13 protein-coding genes and 1 other RNA gene are annotated in these 16,691 nt (G+C 64.6%); 9 read left to right on the top strand and 5 right to left on the bottom strand.

All coding sequences use genetic code 11. The features are described from left to right. Nucleotides 1-4 precede the first annotated feature (4 nt). The 3 genes from ACK41V_RS04550 to trxA all read right to left on the bottom strand — a co-directional run bounded on the left by ACK41V_RS04550 (nucleotide 5) and on the right by trxA (nucleotide 2,391). Nucleotides 5-259, bottom strand: a complete 255-nt coding sequence (locus ACK41V_RS04550) for a type B 50S ribosomal protein L31 (RefSeq protein WP_100410819.1) — start codon at nucleotides 257-259, stop codon at nucleotides 5-7. Nucleotides 260-516: 257 nt separating this feature from the next. Further along, nucleotides 517-1,779 carry a transcription termination factor Rho gene (gene rho, locus ACK41V_RS04545; RefSeq protein ID WP_055398205.1) on the bottom strand — a complete coding sequence of 421 codons (1,263 nt, stop codon included), beginning with the start codon at nucleotides 1,777-1,779 and terminating at the stop codon, nucleotides 517-519. A 279-nt stretch (nucleotides 1,780-2,058) separates the two neighbouring features. Further along, complete coding sequence (gene trxA / locus ACK41V_RS04540; protein ID WP_008906761.1) at nucleotides 2,059-2,391, bottom strand: thioredoxin TrxA; 333 nt, start codon at nucleotides 2,389-2,391, stop codon at nucleotides 2,059-2,061. Between the two features lie 109 nt (nucleotides 2,392-2,500). Here trxA and ACK41V_RS04535 point away from each other — a divergent pair, with 109 nt between their 5' ends. From ACK41V_RS04535 to ACK41V_RS04525, 3 genes are read left to right on the top strand one after another with little or no spacing between them, the layout of a single operon-like run. Continuing rightward, the gene (locus tag ACK41V_RS04535; RefSeq protein ID WP_409778434.1) at nucleotides 2,501-5,047 is read left to right on the top strand and encodes a PD-(D/E)XK nuclease family protein; all 2,547 of its coding nucleotides are present in this window, start codon (nucleotides 2,501-2,503) and stop codon (nucleotides 5,045-5,047) included. Then, the gene (locus ACK41V_RS04530; protein WP_409778431.1) at nucleotides 5,044-8,568 is read left to right on the top strand and encodes a UvrD-helicase domain-containing protein; all 3,525 of its coding nucleotides are present in this window, start codon (nucleotides 5,044-5,046) and stop codon (nucleotides 8,566-8,568) included. The genes ACK41V_RS04535 and ACK41V_RS04530 overlap by 4 nt, the downstream gene beginning before the upstream one ends. Before the next feature lie 35 nt (nucleotides 8,569-8,603). Further along, nucleotides 8,604-9,962: a TIGR03862 family flavoprotein gene (locus tag ACK41V_RS04525; protein ID WP_409778428.1), complete on the top strand. Its 1,359-nt coding sequence runs from the start codon at nucleotides 8,604-8,606 to the stop codon at nucleotides 9,960-9,962. Between the two features lie 29 nt (nucleotides 9,963-9,991). Here ACK41V_RS04525 and ACK41V_RS04520 read toward each other — a convergent pair whose 3' ends face one another. Then, nucleotides 9,992-10,630 carry a hypothetical protein gene (locus tag ACK41V_RS04520; protein ID WP_409778425.1) on the bottom strand — a complete coding sequence of 213 codons (639 nt, stop codon included), beginning with the start codon at nucleotides 10,628-10,630 and terminating at the stop codon, nucleotides 9,992-9,994. Between the two features lie 352 nt (nucleotides 10,631-10,982). Further along, nucleotides 10,983-11,079: signal recognition particle sRNA small type (ffs, locus tag ACK41V_RS04515), an RNA gene on the bottom strand. A gap of 97 nt (nucleotides 11,080-11,176) precedes the next feature. Here ffs and dnaX point away from each other — a divergent pair. The 6 genes from dnaX to ACK41V_RS04485 all read left to right on the top strand — a co-directional run bounded on the left by dnaX (nucleotide 11,177) and on the right by ACK41V_RS04485 (nucleotide 16,683). Further along, nucleotides 11,177-13,207: a DNA polymerase III subunit gamma/tau gene (gene dnaX / locus ACK41V_RS04510; protein ID WP_409778422.1), complete on the top strand. Its 2,031-nt coding sequence runs from the start codon at nucleotides 11,177-11,179 to the stop codon at nucleotides 13,205-13,207. Between the two features lie 229 nt (nucleotides 13,208-13,436). Next, on the top strand, nucleotides 13,437-13,769 hold the full coding sequence (locus ACK41V_RS04505; RefSeq protein WP_409778419.1) for a YbaB/EbfC family nucleoid-associated protein: 333 nt from the start codon (nucleotides 13,437-13,439) through the stop codon (nucleotides 13,767-13,769). A gap of 242 nt (nucleotides 13,770-14,011) precedes the next feature. Further along, entirely contained in the window at nucleotides 14,012-14,602 is a 591-nt protein-coding gene (recR, locus tag ACK41V_RS04500; protein ID WP_015013602.1) for a recombination mediator RecR, read from the top strand. A 114-nt stretch (nucleotides 14,603-14,716) separates the two neighbouring features. Then, nucleotides 14,717-15,142 carry an MAPEG family protein gene (locus ACK41V_RS04495; protein WP_409778416.1) on the top strand — a complete coding sequence of 142 codons (426 nt, stop codon included), beginning with the start codon at nucleotides 14,717-14,719 and terminating at the stop codon, nucleotides 15,140-15,142. 181 nt (nucleotides 15,143-15,323) lie between these two features. Next, nucleotides 15,324-16,376, top strand: coding sequence for an ABC transporter substrate-binding protein (locus ACK41V_RS04490; RefSeq protein ID WP_409778413.1), 1,053 nt, complete (start codon nucleotides 15,324-15,326; stop codon nucleotides 16,374-16,376). A 154-nt stretch (nucleotides 16,377-16,530) separates the two neighbouring features. Next, a complete protein-coding gene (locus tag ACK41V_RS04485; protein WP_409778410.1) occupies nucleotides 16,531-16,683 on the top strand; it encodes a DUF3096 domain-containing protein in 153 nt (50 codons plus the stop codon). The last annotated feature ends 8 nt before the right edge of the window (nucleotides 16,684-16,691 follow it).

The raw sequence follows: 16,691 nt of genomic DNA, 5'->3' as shown, positions 1-16,691 counted from the left end.
CGAATTACTTCGCTGCGGTCTTGCCGAAACGGTTGCGGAAGCGCTCCACGCGGCCACCCATGTTGTCCACCGACTTTTGCGTGCCAGTGTAGAAGGGGTGCGATTCAGAGGATGTGTCCAGCTTGAACAGCGGATATTCCTTGCCTTCGAAGGTTTCCATTTCCTTCGTGTTTGCGCACGAACGGGTCACAAACTTGAAGCCGTTGGACAGGTCCGAGAACAGAACTTCGCGGTAGTTGGGGTGAATGCCTTCTTTCATGATCAATCCTTGTCAAGTGCGGGAGCCGCGCTGAACCCGGAGCAACCTTTGCGCCGTGGAACATCCAACGTACTTTCCGCAGAAAAAGCCCTCTATTATTGCACAGGGCAAATTGGCATCTTTTCGAGTGTTGGCAACTCAGGGCGTGACGCTTGAAACCGGCGCGCCCTGAGACCCGTGCCACCGTGGATCTGGCTTTGCCAGTCCACCGGTGTCGTCCCCCTCAGGGGGAAGGCGCGAAGCGAATCAGGGGGAGCTTATCCACCCCTTCGCATCATGTCGAAGAAGTCCACATTGGTCTTGGTGGCCTTCATGTTCTTGATCATCAGCTCCATGGACTCGATCTCGTCCATGTTGTACATGAACTGGCGCAGGATGCGGGTCTTTTGCAGGATCTCGGGCGCCAGCAGCAACTCTTCGCGGCGCGTGCCGCTCTTGTTGAGCTCGATGGCGGGGAACACGCGCTTTTCGTACAGGCGGCGGTTCAGGTGGATTTCGCAGTTGCCCGTGCCCTTGAATTCTTCAAAGATCACTTCGTCCATGCGGCTGCCGGTATCAACCAGCGCGGTGGCGATGATGGTGAGCGAGCCACCTTCTTCGACTTTGCGCGCGGCGCCGAAGAAGCGCTTGGGGCGCTGCAGCGCGGCGGCGTCCACACCACCCGACAGCACCTTGCCGGACGACGGCACGACGTTGTTGTAGGCGCGGGCCAGGCGGGTGATGGAGTCGAGCAGGATCACCACGTCCTTCTTGAGCTCGACCAGGCGCTTGGCGCGCTCGATCACCATCTCGGCCACGTGCACGTGGCGCGCGGCAGGCTCGTCGAAGGTGGATGCAATGATCTCGCCCTTCACCGTGCGCTGCATTTCGGTCACTTCTTCAGGGCGCTCGTCCACCAGCAACACCATCAGGTGCACGTCGGGGTTGTTGGCCGTGATGGCGTGGGCAATGTGCTGCATCATCACCGTCTTGCCGCTCTTGGGCGGGGCGACGATCAATGCACGCTGGCCGCGTCCAATGGGCGCAATGATGTCGATGATGCGGCCGGTGATGTTCTCTTCGCCCTTGAAGTCGCGCTCCAGCTTCATCTGTTCCTTGGGGAACAGGGGCGTCAGGTTTTCGAACATCACCTTGTGCTTGTTCTGCTCGGGCGGACCGCCGTTGACAGAGTCGAGCTTGTTCAGTGCAAAGTACCGTTCACCGTCTTTGGGTGTACGGACCTCACCTTCGATCATGTCGCCGGTGTGCAGGTTGAAGCGACGCACCTGGCTCGGGCTGATGTAGATATCGTCCGTGCTGGCCGTGAAGCTCGTGTCGGGGCTGCGCAAGAAGCCAAAGCCGTCGGGCAGGATTTCCAGCACGCCGTCGGCAATGATTTGCTCCCCGGTTTTTGCACGCTTCTTGATGATCGCAAACATCAGCTCCTGCTTGCGCATGCGGCCCGTGTTTTCGATTTCGAGTTCTTCGGCCTGCTTCAGGACTTCAGACACGTGCAGTGCCTTGAGTTCGTTTAAGTGCATGGAATGACTCCTTGGCGGAGCTGGTATGAATCTTGGGGGAGGAGGGCTGGTGCCAGATGGGCTGCTGTTTGCAGTTCTGGCTTGCCGGGGATCTCGGTCCGGCTGCCAATGCGTGCAGGCCGGTGATCTGGAAGAATTATGACAGGAAAAAAAGCGAGGGCTTCAGGGGAGCGCTGTTGAGTCAATCACTGCTGTCGCCCCTGTTTGTGTACGTGTGCGGCATACACCCCAAAAAAAAGCCCCGGTGGTGGCAAAACCAACGGGGCGCTTGTTTGTGAATCAGGCCAGTTGCTGATCAATGAAGGCGGTCAGTTGGGCCTTGCTCATCGCGCCAACCTTGGTGGCGGCCAACTGGCCGTCTTTGAAGAGCATCAAGGTGGGGATGCCGCGGATGCCGAACTTGGCGGGGATCTCGCGGTTTTCGTCCACATTCATCTTGGCGATCTGCAGCTTGCCTTGGTAGGTGCCTGCCACTTCGTCCAGGATGGGGGCGATCATTTTGCAGGGGCCGCACCATTCGGCCCAGTAGTCCACCAGCACGGCGGAGCCGGGCTGGAGCACGTCGGCTTCAAAGCTGGCGTCAGAGACATGTTTGATGAGTTCGCTGGCCATGGCGGATTCCTTGATTTTGATCGGGTTGTGACCGGTGTACGTTTAAAGTCAGGGCATTGTGACAGAAACCAATCCCACGTTCACCGGTGTGGCCGGGCCTTGCGACGCTATGACTGTCATAGCGAAAAGCGATCAATGTGCGGCGTTGTGGCAGCGTGTGCTGGCGCAGGTGGAGGTTCACATGCAAGGGCTTCGCGCCCACCCTGCGCGCACGGTGGTGCTGGTCCCTTATGCCCAGCTCATGCCCTGGGCACAGCGCTATTGGGCTTTGCACCATGCCGATGGATTTGCACCCCGTTTCGAAACCACGCGCAACTGGGCACGCCAGCTGGCGGCCTTTGTGCCGCAGGGCGATGACCTGGGTGGAGACGTGGCACGCGACACCCTCACTGCGCGGACCTTGCTTGATCGCGCCGGATTGGCTGCGCAGCGCGACGTGTTGGCTGTGCCCCTGCGAGAGGCCGCCGCCCAGCTGGCGTTGGCTGCGGCGGCCGTTGCCCCGGCGCAGCGCGAGGCCTGGGGGATTCAGGCGCGCAGCCTTTTGCCCGAGCCTGACGAAGGCTACACACTGCGATTTGAGGCCGTTGTGGCCCGCATTGCACTGGAATGGGTGCTGGCCTCGCGCCATGCCACCGATGTGTTGTTTGAGTCCGGTGTGTGCCAGTCAGTGGACGCTCTGGTGGTGTTGCAGGGGTTTCAGGTGGAGCCCCTGGCTCAGGCCCTGCTGACCCATTGGGGCGACAAGGCTAGCGCCCTGGTGTTGCCGCCTGCGTCGGCGCAGGCTCAACCCTCCGGCCACATCGCACTGCACGCGGCACAAGACGCCGAGGACGAGGCCCAGCGCGCTGCAGCGTGCGTGCTGGCCCATGTGGCTGCGGGCCGCACCCCGGTCGCGTTGGCGGCCAACGACCGCGCCCTCACGCGCCGCATCGGAGCGCATCTGGCCAGCTGCGGGGTCGCGGTGCGAGATGAAAACGGCTGGACGCTGTCTACCACCCGGGCTGCCGCGCAACTGATGGCCGCGCTCAAGGCCTGTGCATGGAATGCATCTGCGGATGAAGTGTTGGACTGGCTTAAACACACACCGGCCATCGAACTGCCTGTGGCCAATGGCCTGGAGCGCGCATTGCGCAAGGCGTCAATAGCAACCTGGTCGGGCGCTGCCGAGCGCGACTGGACGGACAAGCCCGCCCTGGCAGCCTTGGTGTTGCAAGTGCAAGACTGGCGCGATGCCTTGCGTGCCCCGCGTCCCCTGGCGCAGTGGTTGCAGTCCCTGCGCGCCCTTTTGGTGGCCAGCGGCCAGTGGTCCACCCTTGAAGACGATGCCGCAGGCGCGCGGGTGCTGACGGCGTTGCGCCTCCAGGAGGGCCAAGAGGCCGAACTGGAGGGCTGGGACAGCGCAGGCCGGCGCATGGCTCTGGCCGAGTTCACCCGCTGGGCCAACGAGGTGCTGGAGGCCGCTCGGTATGTACCCCCTTTGATGGGCGATGCACCCGTCGTCGTTTTGCCTTTGCCCCAGTTGCTTGCACGTCCGTTTGCCGCCCTGGTATTGCCTGGCTGCGATGAAAAGCGCTTGCAGCCATCCCCCGAGCCCGTGGGCGACTGGGCCCAGGCGCAGCGCCAAGCCTGGGGCTTGCCCACGCGCGAATCGCTTGAAGTGGCCCAGCGCGCGGCTTGGCACCATGCCTTGCAAACCCCCGCGGTGGATGTGCTTTGGCGCACGGGTGATGAAGGAGGCGAACCCTTGCTGGCCAGCGCGCTGGTGCTGGCGCTGCACCTCAGCGGCGGCGCCACCGAGGGGACGGACGACCGCACCCAGCGCGACGTGACTGCGATGCCGACAGCAAGGCCCTTGCCCGACGGGCGGGCGTTGCCGGTGGTGCGGCTGTCCTCCACTGCGTATTCCGACCTGCGGCACTGCCCCTACCGCTTTTTTGCACTGCGCCAGCTGGGCCTGCAAGAGGCCGACGAACTGGCCGCCGAAGTGGACAAGCGTGACTTTGGCAACTGGCTGCATGCGGTGCTGCAGCATTTTCATGAGGCGTTGCTGGCCGACCCCACCGACGATGCGGCAGCCCGTATCGCCCGCATGGACAGCGCTGCGCAGGCCATCACGCTGCAGCAAGGCCTGGGCGAGGGTGATTTCTTGCCATTCGCCGCTGGCTGGCCGCAGGTGCGCGACGGTTATCTGCGCTGGCTCGTGCAGCACGAACAAGCCGGGGGGCACTTTCGGCAGGCCGAGGTGCAAGCCAGCCAGCCGCTCGGGGCTTTGCAGTTGGTGGGCACCATCGACCGCATCGATGCCGTTTCGTCCACCGGCGAGCCCACACCTTTGGTCATCGACTACAAGACCGAGAACGACACCGTCACGCGCAAGCGCATCGGTGCTGGGGCTGAGGACACCCAGCTCGCGTTCTACGCCGCCTTGCTCAGCCACGACACGCTGCGTGCCGCCTATGTGAACGTGGGCGAGCGGGGCGAGACGCAGATGCACGAACAGGAAGAGGTGGTGCACCTGCGTGACCTGCTGGTGGAAGGCATTCAGCACGACTTTGCCCGCATGGCCGCAGGCGTACCGATGCCCGCCCTGGGCGAGGGCGCCGTGTGCGATTACTGCGCGGCCCGTGGCCTGTGTCGCAAGGATTTCTGGGAATGATGAACGCCGCCTACGAACACAACGGCCGCCCCGTCTCGCGCGAGGCCTTCTATGCCATCGCCTGTGACCCGGCGCGCAGCGTGGCGGTGGAGGCCTGTGCGGGTGCGGGCAAAACCTGGATGCTGGTCTCACGCATGCTGCGCGCGTTGCTCGACGGTGCCGCCCCCCACGAGATTTTGGCCATCACCTTCACCAAGAAGGCCGCGGGCGAAATGCGCCAGCGCCTGCAGGAATGGCTGGAGACGTTTGCCCAGGCCTCGATGGACACGTTGACCGCGGAGCTGATTGCAAGAGGAATCAGCCCCGAGCGCGCGCTGGATAAGCGCGAGGCGCTACAAAATTTATATCGCCAGATGCTGGTCAGTGGCCGCCCGGCGCAGATCCGCACCTTTCACAGCTGGTTTGCCGCGCTGCTGGGCACCGCCCCGCTGGCGCTGCTGCAGGCGCAGGGCCTGCCCGCCAACTTTGAGCTGCTGGAAGACGATGCCGAAGCGGTGCGCGAGGTGTGGGGGCCGTTCCTGCACACCGTGGCTACCAGCGCCACGTTGCGGGCCGACTACGAGGCGGTCGTGGCTCGCCATGGCCGCTCGCAAACCCACAAGGCGCTGGCGGCGGCGCTGTCCAAGCGGGTCGAATTTGATTTGGCCGATGCGAAAGGGGTGGTGGATGCCTCGGTGCCACCGTTTCAGGTGCAGTACCCGGAGCTGGCCGCCTGCAACGAACCCGCCGATGCCTTGCGGGGCGACGCCTGCCACGCACGCTGGCTGGCCCGCGCCAAAGTGCTGGGGGCCGAGGCCAACAAGACGCCGCAAAAGGCGGCAGACGCCATCATCGACGCGCTGGCCTGCAGTGACTTGAACCTGCGCCTGGACCAATTGCGCAAGGCGATGTTTGTGGCCAAGGAAGACCGGCTGTCGAAGAACCTCGAAAAATTCGCCGCCGCGCAGGAGTCCGAGCCCGAGCTGCAGCGTTTGTTGACTGCCCGCCGCCAGCACGATGCCTGGCAGCACCAACAGCGCATGGCCCGCCTGGCGCGCTGCCTGATTGCCGCGTTTGCCGTCGTCAAGCACCAGCACGGCTGGGTGGACATGAACGACGTGGAGCGCACCGCCCAGGTCATGTTGGCCGACCCCATCCTGTCGGGCTGGGTGCAAGAGCGGCTCGACGCGCGCATCCGCCACCTGCTGGTCGATGAATTTCAGGACACCAACCCGCTGCAGTGGCAGGCGCTGCACGCGTGGCTGTCGGGTTATGCCGGGTCGGGCGGTGGTGCCAGTGGCCAAAAGCCGCCCAGCGTGTTCATCGTGGGCGACCCCAAACAGAGCATTTACCGCTTTCGCCGCGCCGAGCCGCAGGTGTTCATCGCCGCGCAGGCCTTTGTGCGCGATGGGCTGAGCGGCGACCTGCTCAGTTGCGACCACACCCGCCGCAACGCCACGGGCGTGATCGCCGCCGTGAACCATGTCATGGGCGCGGCCCAGGCGCAGAACGAAACCAGCGGCTTTCGCGATCACACCACCGAATCGAAAGACCCAGGCGTGCTGCTGCGCCTGCCAGCCATCCTGCCGCCAGATGCCGACGGTGGCGCGGGCACCGACCCGTTTGCCTGGCGCGACAGCCTGACCGAGCCACGCCACGAGGCCGAAGAAACCCAGCGCATGCGCGAATGCACGCAGGCGGCGGCGTGGGTGGCGGCACAGATCGCCGCAGGCACGCCGCCCAACGAAGTGCTGGTGCTCGCCCGCAAGCGCGACCGGCTCGCGGCCATGCAGGACGCCCTGCGCGCCCTGCACCTGCCCTGCGTGCAACCCGAAAAAGCCGACCTGTTCGACGCGCCCGAGGTGCAGGACGTGGTAGCGCTGCTCGATGTGCTGGTGTCTACCGGCCACGACCTTTCGCTGGCGCGCGCGCTCAAATCGCCGCTGTTTGGCCTGGGCGACGATGCCCTGGTGGCCCTGGCTGCGCTGCGCCGCCAGCCAGAGCATGCGGCCAGCAGCTGGTTTGATTTACTACAAAAAAGTGAGCTGCTAGCGCTTGATACACAAGCGCTAGGTGCCAATTTGGCTCTATATAAGGCCTGGGTGGACGCCTTGCCGCCACACGACGCGCTGCACGCCATCTACCAGCATGGCGACGTGCTGGCCCGCTTTGCCGCCGCAGCTCCGGCCGCGCAGCGCATGGCGGTGCTGGCCAATCTGCGCGCGCTGCTGTCGGCCTCGCTGCAGCACGACGGGGGCCGCTACCTCACGCCCTATGCGTTTGTGCGCGCCATGAAAAAAGGCGGCGTGCGCGCCCCCGGCCGGGTGGATGCGCAGGCGGTGCGCCTGCTCACGGTGCACGGCGCCAAGGGGTTGGAGGCGCGCTGCGTGCTGCTGCTCGACACCGACACCCGCCCGCAAAAGGCCGAGACCATGGGCGTGCTGGTGGACTGGCCTGGCGAAAAGACCGAACCTGCAGGTTTCGTCTTTCTCGCCAGCGAATCCAGCCCGCCCCCCAGCGCCGAATCCGCTTTGTCCACCGAACAACAGGCCCGCCAGCGCGAAGAGCTGAACATGCTGTACGTGGCCATGACGCGCGCCAAACACTGCCTGGCGCTGTCCTCTGTGTTGCCCAGCGTGTCAGCACCGGGCAGTTGGTGGAACCGGCTGGCGCCGCTGCTGGCCGATGCACCCGTGCCAGACGAAGCGGGGCAGGCCATTGGGAGTGAAGCGGCGGGTGTGCAAGACAGCGCACACGACCATTTCACCCTGGCCGAGTTGCCGGTGCTTCCCCCCGAATGGCGGGCCGGGCCTCGGTCTGCGACAGAGGTGGTGGATCCGGCCGACCCAGAGCCATCGCTGTCCACCCCCGCATCACGCCTGGGCGAGGCCATGCACCAGTTGCTGGAGCAGGCCGGTGTGGCGGGCGCCCCGCTGGCCGACCTGCGCACCCACGGCTGGCCCGCAGCGCGTGTGGCGCGGCTGGCGCAAGACTTCGACATCACTGTGGGCGCCGCACGCACTGCCGCGCAGACCGCGCAGCGCATTCTGGCGGGCGAGGGCGCCTGGGCCTGGGATGCCAACGTGGTGGACACCACCATCAATGAGGCGCCCCTGCGCTACCAGGGCCAGAGCCTGCGCATCGACCGCCTGGTGCACTGCCACCAGCCCCCCGAGCGTGCGGGCTGGTGGGTGCTGGATTACAAAAGTGCGGCCCAGCCCGAGCGCCAGCCCGCGCTGATGGCCCAACTGCAGCGCTACCGTGCGGCGGTGATGGGCCAGGCGCCCGGCGAGCGGGTGTGGGCGGCGTTCCTGACGGGCGACGGGCGCATGGTGCCGGTCCCGGGCGAGGGCGAGGGCGAGCCCGTCACCGACGAGGTTCGGGCGACGGGTTCGGACCCGGGGGGCGGGCCGGTGCGGCATACTCTCGCCCCCGCGCCAACGGCCTCTGCGCCCACGCCGCCTGCACTGGCGCCACACGCCGAGCCGGGCCCCGCCGCTGGTGCTGCCCCCCCGGGTTCCGCGCAAGGTTCCCTGTTCTGAATTGACGGTTTTCGATGGATCTAAAGGTTTCCCCCATGAATGCACCCACCCCCTTGGCCGACGCCAACGCCGCCACCTCTTTGGGCTGCGATGCCGTCATCGTGGGAGGCGGCCCCGCGGGGCTGATGGCGGCCGAGGTGCTCGCGCAGGCGGGCGTGGCGGTGCATCTGTTTGATTCCATGCCCTCGGTGGGACGCAAATTTTTGCTGGCGGGCAAGGGCGGGCTCAACCTCACCCATTCCGAGCCACACGCGCCTTTTGTCAGCCGCTACGCCGGGCGCCAACCGCAGGTCGAGCCGCTGGTCCAAAGCTTTGGCGGACCCGAGGTGCGCGCCTGGGCGCAGGGGCTGGGGGTGGAAACCTTTGTCGGCACATCGGGCCGCGTGTTCCCCGCCGACCTGAAAGCTGCCCCCCTGCTGCGCGCATGGCTGCAGCGCCTGCGCGCGCAGGGCGTGCAGTTCCACATGCGCCACCGCTGGCTGGGTTGGGGCGAGGACGGCGCACTGCGTTTTGCGGCCCCCACTGGCGAGGTGCAGGTCACGGCACGCGCCGTGGTGCTGGCGCTGGGCGGCGGCAGCTGGGCGCGCCTGGGGTCCGACGGCGCCTGGGTGCCCTTGCTGGCGCAGCGCGGTGTGGCAGTGGCACCGCTGCGCGCCTCCAACTGCGGCTTTGACGTTTTGCGGGCCGACGCCCCGGCAGGCGAAACCCGCCGCGCGTTTTTGCAGGAACTGATTGGCCGCACGCCAACCCCAGCCGTGGGTTGGACGCCGCATTTTGCCGAGCGTTTTGCGGGCCAGCCTTTCAAGACGGTGGCGCTCAGTTTTACCGACAGCCAGGGCCAGAGCTTCAGCCGCCGGGGCGAGTTTGTGGTCACAGCGGCAGGGGTGGAAGGCAGTCTGGTGTATGCCGTGTCGCATCTGCTGCGCGACGAAGTCGAGGCGCATGGCCATGCCACGTTCCACCTGGATCTTTTGCCGGACCACAGCCCCGAACGGGTGCTGGTGGAAGTGCGCCATCCGCGTGGTTCCCGGTCGTTGTCCAGCCACCTCAAGAGCCGCTTGGGCCTGGACGGCATCAAGGCAGGCGTCCTGTACGAGCACCTGGGCAAAGATGGCATGAACGACCCCGTGAAACTGGCCCACGCGATCAAGGCCTTGCCCATCACCGTGGTGGCTGCGCGTCCGTTGGATGAGGCCATCAGTACCGCCGGGGGCGTGACTTTTGAGGCCCTCGACGCCCATCTCATGGCCACCGCCATTCCTGGCGTGTTCTGTGCGGGCGAAATGCTGGACTGGGAGGCGCCGACGGGGGGCTATTTGCTCACGGCCAGCATGGCGAGTGGACGCCAGGCGGGCGAGGGCGCCCGGCGCTGGCTGGTTCAGCCAGACACCTGAAACCACCGGGGCGCGACGTGCCGTTGGATTTAGAACTTTGCCCGGTAGTACAACATGGGTCCGCCCTTCCGGGCCCGCAGCACCAAACGGGACCCACCCTGCAGCTGTACACCGACGGCGCCAAACTCCGGCACCAGTCCGCGTGTGCGCGATGAAGCCCATTGCACTTCCACGCGGGTGCCATAGCTCGGTGGTTGGGTTTGCCAGATCTGGCTCGCAGCGTCCGGCGCTTGGGCCCAGGCGGATACGTCGAGATGGCGCCCTCGCTGCAGTTCTGATCGCCACCGAAGTCCGAGATCCAATTGGGGCGCGGGCTGCGACCCTGTACCCGTCGCCATGACAGCGGATGGTGCCGGTGTAAAGGTGGAGGGCGCGCTCAGTCCCAGCGTCAGGCCAAAACGGCTTTGTGTGTCCTGGCCGAGCCAGCTTGTGACATCGAGGTGCTGGACGGCGTTGTAGCTGGGTGTTGTGCTGCCGCGTTCCGGGTTGCTGCGTGCGCGGGGTGTGTTGTTAGGGCTGGGCAAGATACTGGTGTTGACTTCAAAAGACACCGTGCCCCGGTTCTCTTTCTCGTCTTTCAGCCAGGTTGCCAGTGTTGATTCTCCAAAAAATGTCTCTGCGGCCTGCGCAGGACTGGCGATCACCAGGCACAGACAAGACACGGCCATCAAAGGGATTTGCCAAAAAAATCCTGAATGATTCGGCTGAAATGCGAGCGGTCCCAGCTTGTCGCTGCGAAGGCCGACGGGACGGCGGCGTGACAACACTGGCGCTGGCGCTGTCTGGACGTTTGGCATGGCGGCACCCAATGTGGCAAAGGATGAAACGGATGCCACAAATTGTGCTACGACCTGGTTCTCTTAGCTACCACCAGCAGCCGCATCAGCCCGTGGGACGCCGCCGACACCGGGTGGCCGCCATCGCCGTGGCAGCACCTGGGCGCGACAAACAAAAACAGGGGAAATTGAATCGAGACATTCATTGGCGCGAAGGCGCCAATGAAAGAGAGAAAAAGAAGAAGTTGACGAGCCTTACCCCCGGCACTGACTACACAGTTAGGGCTGCTTGGTTCCCCACCTGACCCGGTTGGCCGCTTCACCATGCGAGGAGGCCCGTCACCGCCGATTGTACGCCGGATGCCGACGCACTTTTCTGACCCGCCCGTTGCCCGAACCGCCGAAAGGACACCCGGCCTAGCCCGTAGAATCTGACAGATGTCCTACCTCGTGCTCGCCCGCAAGTACCGCCCCCGCAATTTCACCGAGATGGTGGGGCAGGAGCATGTGGTGCAGGCCCTCACCAATGCGCTCAACACGCAGCGGCTGCACCACGCTTACCTGTTCACGGGGACGCGCGGTGTGGGCAAGACGACGGTGTCGCGCATTCTGGCCAAGTCGCTGAACTGCCAGGGGTCGGACGGGCAGGGCGGCATCACCGCCACGCCGTGTGGTGTGTGCTCCGCCTGCACCGACATCGACAGTGGCCGCTTCCCCGATTACACCGAGCTGGACGCTGCATCGAATCGGGGCGTGGACGAGGTGCAGAGCCTGCTGGAACAAGCGGTCTACAAGCCGGTACAGGGCCGCTTCAAGGTCTTCATGATCGACGAAGTGCACATGCTCACGAACACGGCGTTCAACGCCATGCTCAAGACGCTGGAAGAGCCGCCCGAATACCTCAAGTTCGTGCTGGCCACGACCGACCCGCAGAAGGTACCGGTCACGGTGCTGAGCCGTTGCCTGCAGTTCAATCTGCGCCCCATGGCACCCGAAACCGTGCTGTCGCACCTCACGCAGGTGTTGGCGTCGGAGAACGTGTCCTCCGAGCCCCAGGCTCTGCGGCTGCTCTCGCGCGCCGCGCGGGGCTCCATGCGCGATGCGCTCTCGCTGACTGACCAGGCCATCGCCTTTGGCAGCGGCCAGTTGCAGGAAGCCGCCGTGCGCCAGATGCTGGGCGCGGTCGACCGCTCCTACGTGTTCCGCCTCATTGAGGCCCTGGCACAGGGCGACGGCAAGACCGTGGTCGAAACCTCGGATGTGCTGCGCCTCAATGGCCTGTCGGCCGCCTCCACACTCGAAGAGATGAGCGCCGTGTTGCAGCGCATGGCCGTGTTCCAGGCGGTGCCGCAGATGGCGGGTGCCGTGGATGCCGACGACCCCGAGGCCGCAGAAACAGCCCGGCTGGCTGCCCTGATGCCTGCCGATGAAACCCAGTTGCTCTACAGCCTGTGCCTGCATGGCCGTGGCGAACTGGGCCTGGCCCCCGATGAGTACGCGGCGCTGACCATGGTGCTGCTGCGCCTGCTGGCCTTCAAGCCCCAGGGCGAACCGGCTGAAAAAAAAACTCTGACGCGGCCTGAAACCGCGTCTTCGGGCCTGGCCGCCGCGGGTTCTGCGGCCGCGCAGACGGCCCCGGCGCCCGCTGCTACGGCCCCTGTTTCGACACCCATGGCTCGTCCGGTGTTGGCCCCAGTGGCGCAGCCCGCAACTGCGGCGCTTGCCCCAGTCCCGGCTGCTGCTGCTCTTATCGCCCCTGCACCAGCGGCGCACACTCCCCCCTCCCTGTCCGCTTCTGTTCCTCCGCAAGAAGCGCCTTCTGATCTTTCCGATACCTCCGAGCCGCCTCCCTGGCCGGGTTCGGACGAGCCGGATACCGTGGGGGCTGCAGCGCCCACCGCCACTGCGCTGCCGGTGCGTACCACGGAAGGATTTGATCGAAATCAGGCTCCAGCGCATAGTGGTCGTGCGCAAGTAGCTCCTGAATACGTAGCAATTCCTGTGCGCGAGTCGCCCGAGCCCGGTGAGCGGCTGCAACCTCTGCCGCTGTCGGCGCCTACCCCTGTCTCGGCGCGCTACACGCCCACCGAAGAGGGCGATGTCTGGCACACCACGGTGCAGCAGATGGTGGCGGCAGAAGCCATCACCGCGCTGGTGCGCGAGCTGGCCTTGCAATCGCAACTGGTGGCACGGGACGGTAGCCACTGGCTGCTGCGCGTGGAGCGCGAGTCGCTCAATCAGCCTGTGGCCCGTGAGCGCCTGCGTGCTGCATTGGAGGCCGCTGGCCATGCGGCCCAGATCACGGTGGAAGTGGGGGTGGTGATCGACAGCCCCGCCCGCCGCAATGCGCATGCGGCGGCCGAACGCCAACGCCGTGCCGAAGAAATCGTGAACAACGACCCGTTTGTGCAATCGCTGATGCGCGACTACGGCGCGAGAATCGTGCCGGGCAGCATCAAGCCAGCGTGAGATGAAGCACCCCCTGAGTCGCCTTCGGCGCCTTCCCCCTCTCTCGCTTCGCGGGAGGGGGACGCACTCGGTGGCCTGGCAAAGCCAGCTCCACGAGTGCACTGGATTGGCGTGTGCCAGTTTCGACGGCCGCTGACATTGCACAGCACAATACCGTGCAGCTCGGATACCGAATCCTGTCCCTTCGTGGGAATCGATCAACCAGAAAGAAAGCAAAGGAAACCACACCATGTTCAATAAAGGACAACTCGCCGGCCTCATGAAACAAGCCCAGGCGATGCAGGACAACCTCAAAAAGGCGCAGGACGAGCTGGCCTTTGTCGAGGTGGAAGGCGAGTCGGGCGCGGGTCTGGTCAAGGTCGTGATGACGTGCAAACACGACGTCAAGCGCATCACCATCGACCCCAGCTTGCTGGCGGAAGACAAGGACATGCTGGAAGACCTGGTAGCGGCGGCATTTAATGCCGCGGTGCGCAAGGCGGAAGAGACTTCGGCGGAGAAGATGGGGAAGCTGACACAAGGCATGCCAGGCCTCCCCGGCGGCATGAAATTCCCTTTCTGAGGGTGGCTACCGAGCGGGCGATCTGCGTCGTTGGGCGGTGCTCGCAATCCTCACGTACTGCAAGTACGTTCCGGTTGCTGCGCTCCGGCCGCCTAGCAGCTCATCCCGCTCGCTACGCCCTTGAGGCGGAGCATTAAGAGGAATGAGAGCCAAGCCTTCGTCCTAGCTGCCGTTCGGGCTGAGCCTGTCGAAGCCTGCCCCTGAACTTCTCTCTCGTCCGTTTCCGGATTGCATACCAACCCATGTCCTCTACCAACTCCCTTGATGTCCTGATCCAGGCGCTGCGCCGCTTGCCGGGGGTGGGGGTGAAGTCTGCGCAGCGCATGGCGTTTCATTTGTTGCAGCATGATCGTGAGGGTGCCTTGGCGTTGTCGCGGGCGCTGGGGGAGGCGGTAGGGACGGTGCACCATTGCGCGCGTTGCCACACCTTTACCGAGGCCGAGGTGTGCAGCACCTGTCTGGACCCGGAGCGGGATGCCACGCGTCTGTGTGTGGTGGAGACCCCGGCCGATCAGTCGGCGCTGGAGCGTACGGGGGCCTTCAAGGGCTTGTATTTTGTGTTGATGGGGCGGCTCAGTCCGCTGGATGGGGTGGGGCCCAAGGAAATCGGGCTGCACAAACTGATGGATCGCGCCACCGATGGCACGGTGCAGGAGGTCATTCTGGCCACCAACTTCAATGCCGAAGGCGAGGCCACGGCCCATGTGATCAGCGAGGCGCTCAAGAGCCGAGGCCTGCATGTCACACGGCTGGCACGCGGCGTGCCTGTGGGCAGTGAGCTGGAGTATGTGGACCTGGGCACGATCGCCCATGCGCTGGTGGATCGCAGGTGACACTTTGGTGTCCCACCGCGCACAACCGATTCCATAGCTGCGGGTAAAATACTCCCAAATTAATAGCTGCTAGCGCTTGTGTATCAAGCGCTAGAGCCCTAAAAGGCTTGAAATATGAATACCGCCATGCATGTTGCACGGTTTACGGTGGCCTTCTGGTGCGTTTTGATCGTCGCGCTGCTGCCCATTGTTTGCGCCTGGCTGGCCAAAAGCGGCAGCTTCGGCAAGTCTCGAAAGAACGGCGGTTTTGACAACCACAACCCCCGGGCGTGGATGGCGCAGCAAACCGACTGGCAGGCGCGTGCCAATGCGGCGCAGGCCAACAGTTTTGAAGCTCTGCCGTTTTTTATCGGCGCGGTGATCATTGCGCACCTGCTGGGAGCAGGGCAGACACTTTTGGACATCCTGGCATTTTTGTATGTCATGTTGCGCATCTTCTACATCATGATGTATGTGTCCGACATGCCTACGGCGCGCAGCGCACTGTGGGCGGCCGCGTTTCTGGTCAACATCGCCATCCTGTTCATTGGCTACCGCTGAGACGCTAGCGGCACTTTGGCGGCTCTGCGAAGCAGCAGTTTTTTGTACTCTGCAGGCTGCACTCTCTCGTTCAAAGTTAAGGTACGTAGAAACCCGCAGGGGCTGTCCCTGATGCGGTTCTCTGTGCATTGAGGCACGATTGTTGCAATGCAGCATTTGCCTTTTCTCTCCCTCTGATCCCGTGTCATCTCCTTTGCTCACCCGCCGCGCGTTTACCACCCTGTCCGCCCTGTCGGCGGCTTCGGTGTGCGCGCCCGGGCTGATGGCACAAACCAGCAGTCCAGCAGCGCTGGGCCGCGTCACCATTGCAGTGGGGGGGCAGGGGGTGCTGTATCACCTGCCTTTGGCGCTGGCGGACCAACTGGGCTACTTCCGGGCGGAGGGTTTGGAGGTCACGGTGCGCGATTTTTCTGCCGGTGCCTTGGCGTTGCAGGCCGTGCAAGAGGGCGTGGCCGATGTGTGTTCAGGCGCTTTCGAGCACACCCTCCGGCAGCAGTTAAAGGGGCAGTCGTACCGGTCGCTGGTGCTGCAAGGCCGGGCGCCTCAACTGGCGTTGGGCGTGTCGATGCGGGCGCTGCCCGCGTACAAAGATCTGGGGGATCTGGCGGGGCGACGTGTGGGGGTGTCGTCGGTCGGATCTTCAACCCATCTGGCGGCGGGACTGCTGCTGGCCCGCGCGGGCATCGGTCCCCGTGATGTGACGTTTGTGGGCGTTGGCTCGGGCACCGCGGCGATGAACGCACTGCGCTCCGGCCAGGTGCATGCGCTTTGCCATGCAGACCCCATCATGACGCAGCTGGAGCAAAAGGCAGACATGCGCATCGTGGGGGACCTTCGATCGCTCAAGGCAGCGCAAGACATGTTTGGCGGCAACATGCCAGCAAGCTGTCTGTATGCGCCCCAGGCCTTTGTACAAAAACAGCCTGCGCAGGCGCAGGCACTGGCCAATGGGGTCGTGCATGCACTCAAGTGGCTGCAGACGGCGGCCCCGGCGGATCTAGTAAAGGCCGTGCCAGCCGGTTTCTTGATGGGCGACCGGGGGCTGTATCTCGCCGCCTTTGGCCGCGTGCGTGAAACCTATTCCACCAACGGGCTGATGCCCGACGACGGTGCCGCCACTGCGTTGCGCGTGCTCGCCCGTGCCCACCCGGAACTGGCTGATGCCAAGGTGGAGCTGGCGCGCACCTACACCGACGATTTTGTGCGCAGGGCTCGCCAGAAGTACAACGTCTGAAGTGATGTGAAGGGGGAGGCGGGGCTGCTGCTGCGCTTTTGCCATCCGTCGCCTTCAGTCGGGACAATGGCTTACATTGGCCAGCGCTCGGTATGCCTTAGCCTCGGCATTCCGACCCACCAACCACCCTTTCTTCTTCTACAAGGATTGCTCCATGTCGCTCACTCTCAGCATCGGCCCGCTTGTCTCATTGATCGCGGGCATCCTCATTTTGATCATGCCGCGCCTGCTCAACTTCATCGTGGCGATTTATCTCATCATCATGGGCGTTCTGGGACTGATGGGGATGAGTTCGCTGAAACTGTGAGTTTGCTG

The sequence above is a fragment of the Acidovorax sp. genome, assembly GCF_046291265.1.
Taxonomy (GTDB): domain Bacteria; phylum Pseudomonadota; class Gammaproteobacteria; order Burkholderiales; family Burkholderiaceae_C; genus Acidovorax.
This window is presented reverse-complemented; position numbering and strand designations above follow the sequence as displayed.

Bases quoted from the DNA above. Each gene is read 5' to 3' on its own strand.
- ACK41V_RS04550 (WP_100410819.1), bottom strand. From the start codon at position 259: ATGAAAGAAGGCATTCACCCCAACTACCGCGAAGTTCTGTTCTCGGAC.
- rho (WP_055398205.1), bottom strand. From the start codon at position 1,779: ATGCACTTAAACGAACTCAAGGCACTGCACGTGTCTGAAGTCCTGAAG.
- trxA (WP_008906761.1), bottom strand. From the start codon at position 2,391: ATGGCCAGCGAACTCATCAAACATGTCTCTGACGCCAGCTTTGAAGCC.
- ACK41V_RS04535 (WP_409778434.1), top strand. From the start codon at position 2,501: ATGACTGTCATAGCGAAAAGCGATCAATGTGCGGCGTTGTGGCAGCGT.
- ACK41V_RS04530 (WP_409778431.1), top strand. From the start codon at position 5,044: ATGATGAACGCCGCCTACGAACACAACGGCCGCCCCGTCTCGCGCGAG.
- ACK41V_RS04525 (WP_409778428.1), top strand. From the start codon at position 8,604: ATGAATGCACCCACCCCCTTGGCCGACGCCAACGCCGCCACCTCTTTG.
- ACK41V_RS04520 (WP_409778425.1), bottom strand. From the start codon at position 10,630: ATGGCCGTGTCTTGTCTGTGCCTGGTGATCGCCAGTCCTGCGCAGGCC.
- dnaX (WP_409778422.1), top strand. From the start codon at position 11,177: ATGTCCTACCTCGTGCTCGCCCGCAAGTACCGCCCCCGCAATTTCACC.
- ACK41V_RS04505 (WP_409778419.1), top strand. From the start codon at position 13,437: ATGTTCAATAAAGGACAACTCGCCGGCCTCATGAAACAAGCCCAGGCG.
- recR (WP_015013602.1), top strand. From the start codon at position 14,012: ATGTCCTCTACCAACTCCCTTGATGTCCTGATCCAGGCGCTGCGCCGC.
- ACK41V_RS04495 (WP_409778416.1), top strand. From the start codon at position 14,717: ATGAATACCGCCATGCATGTTGCACGGTTTACGGTGGCCTTCTGGTGC.
- ACK41V_RS04485 (WP_409778410.1), top strand. From the start codon at position 16,531: ATGTCGCTCACTCTCAGCATCGGCCCGCTTGTCTCATTGATCGCGGGC.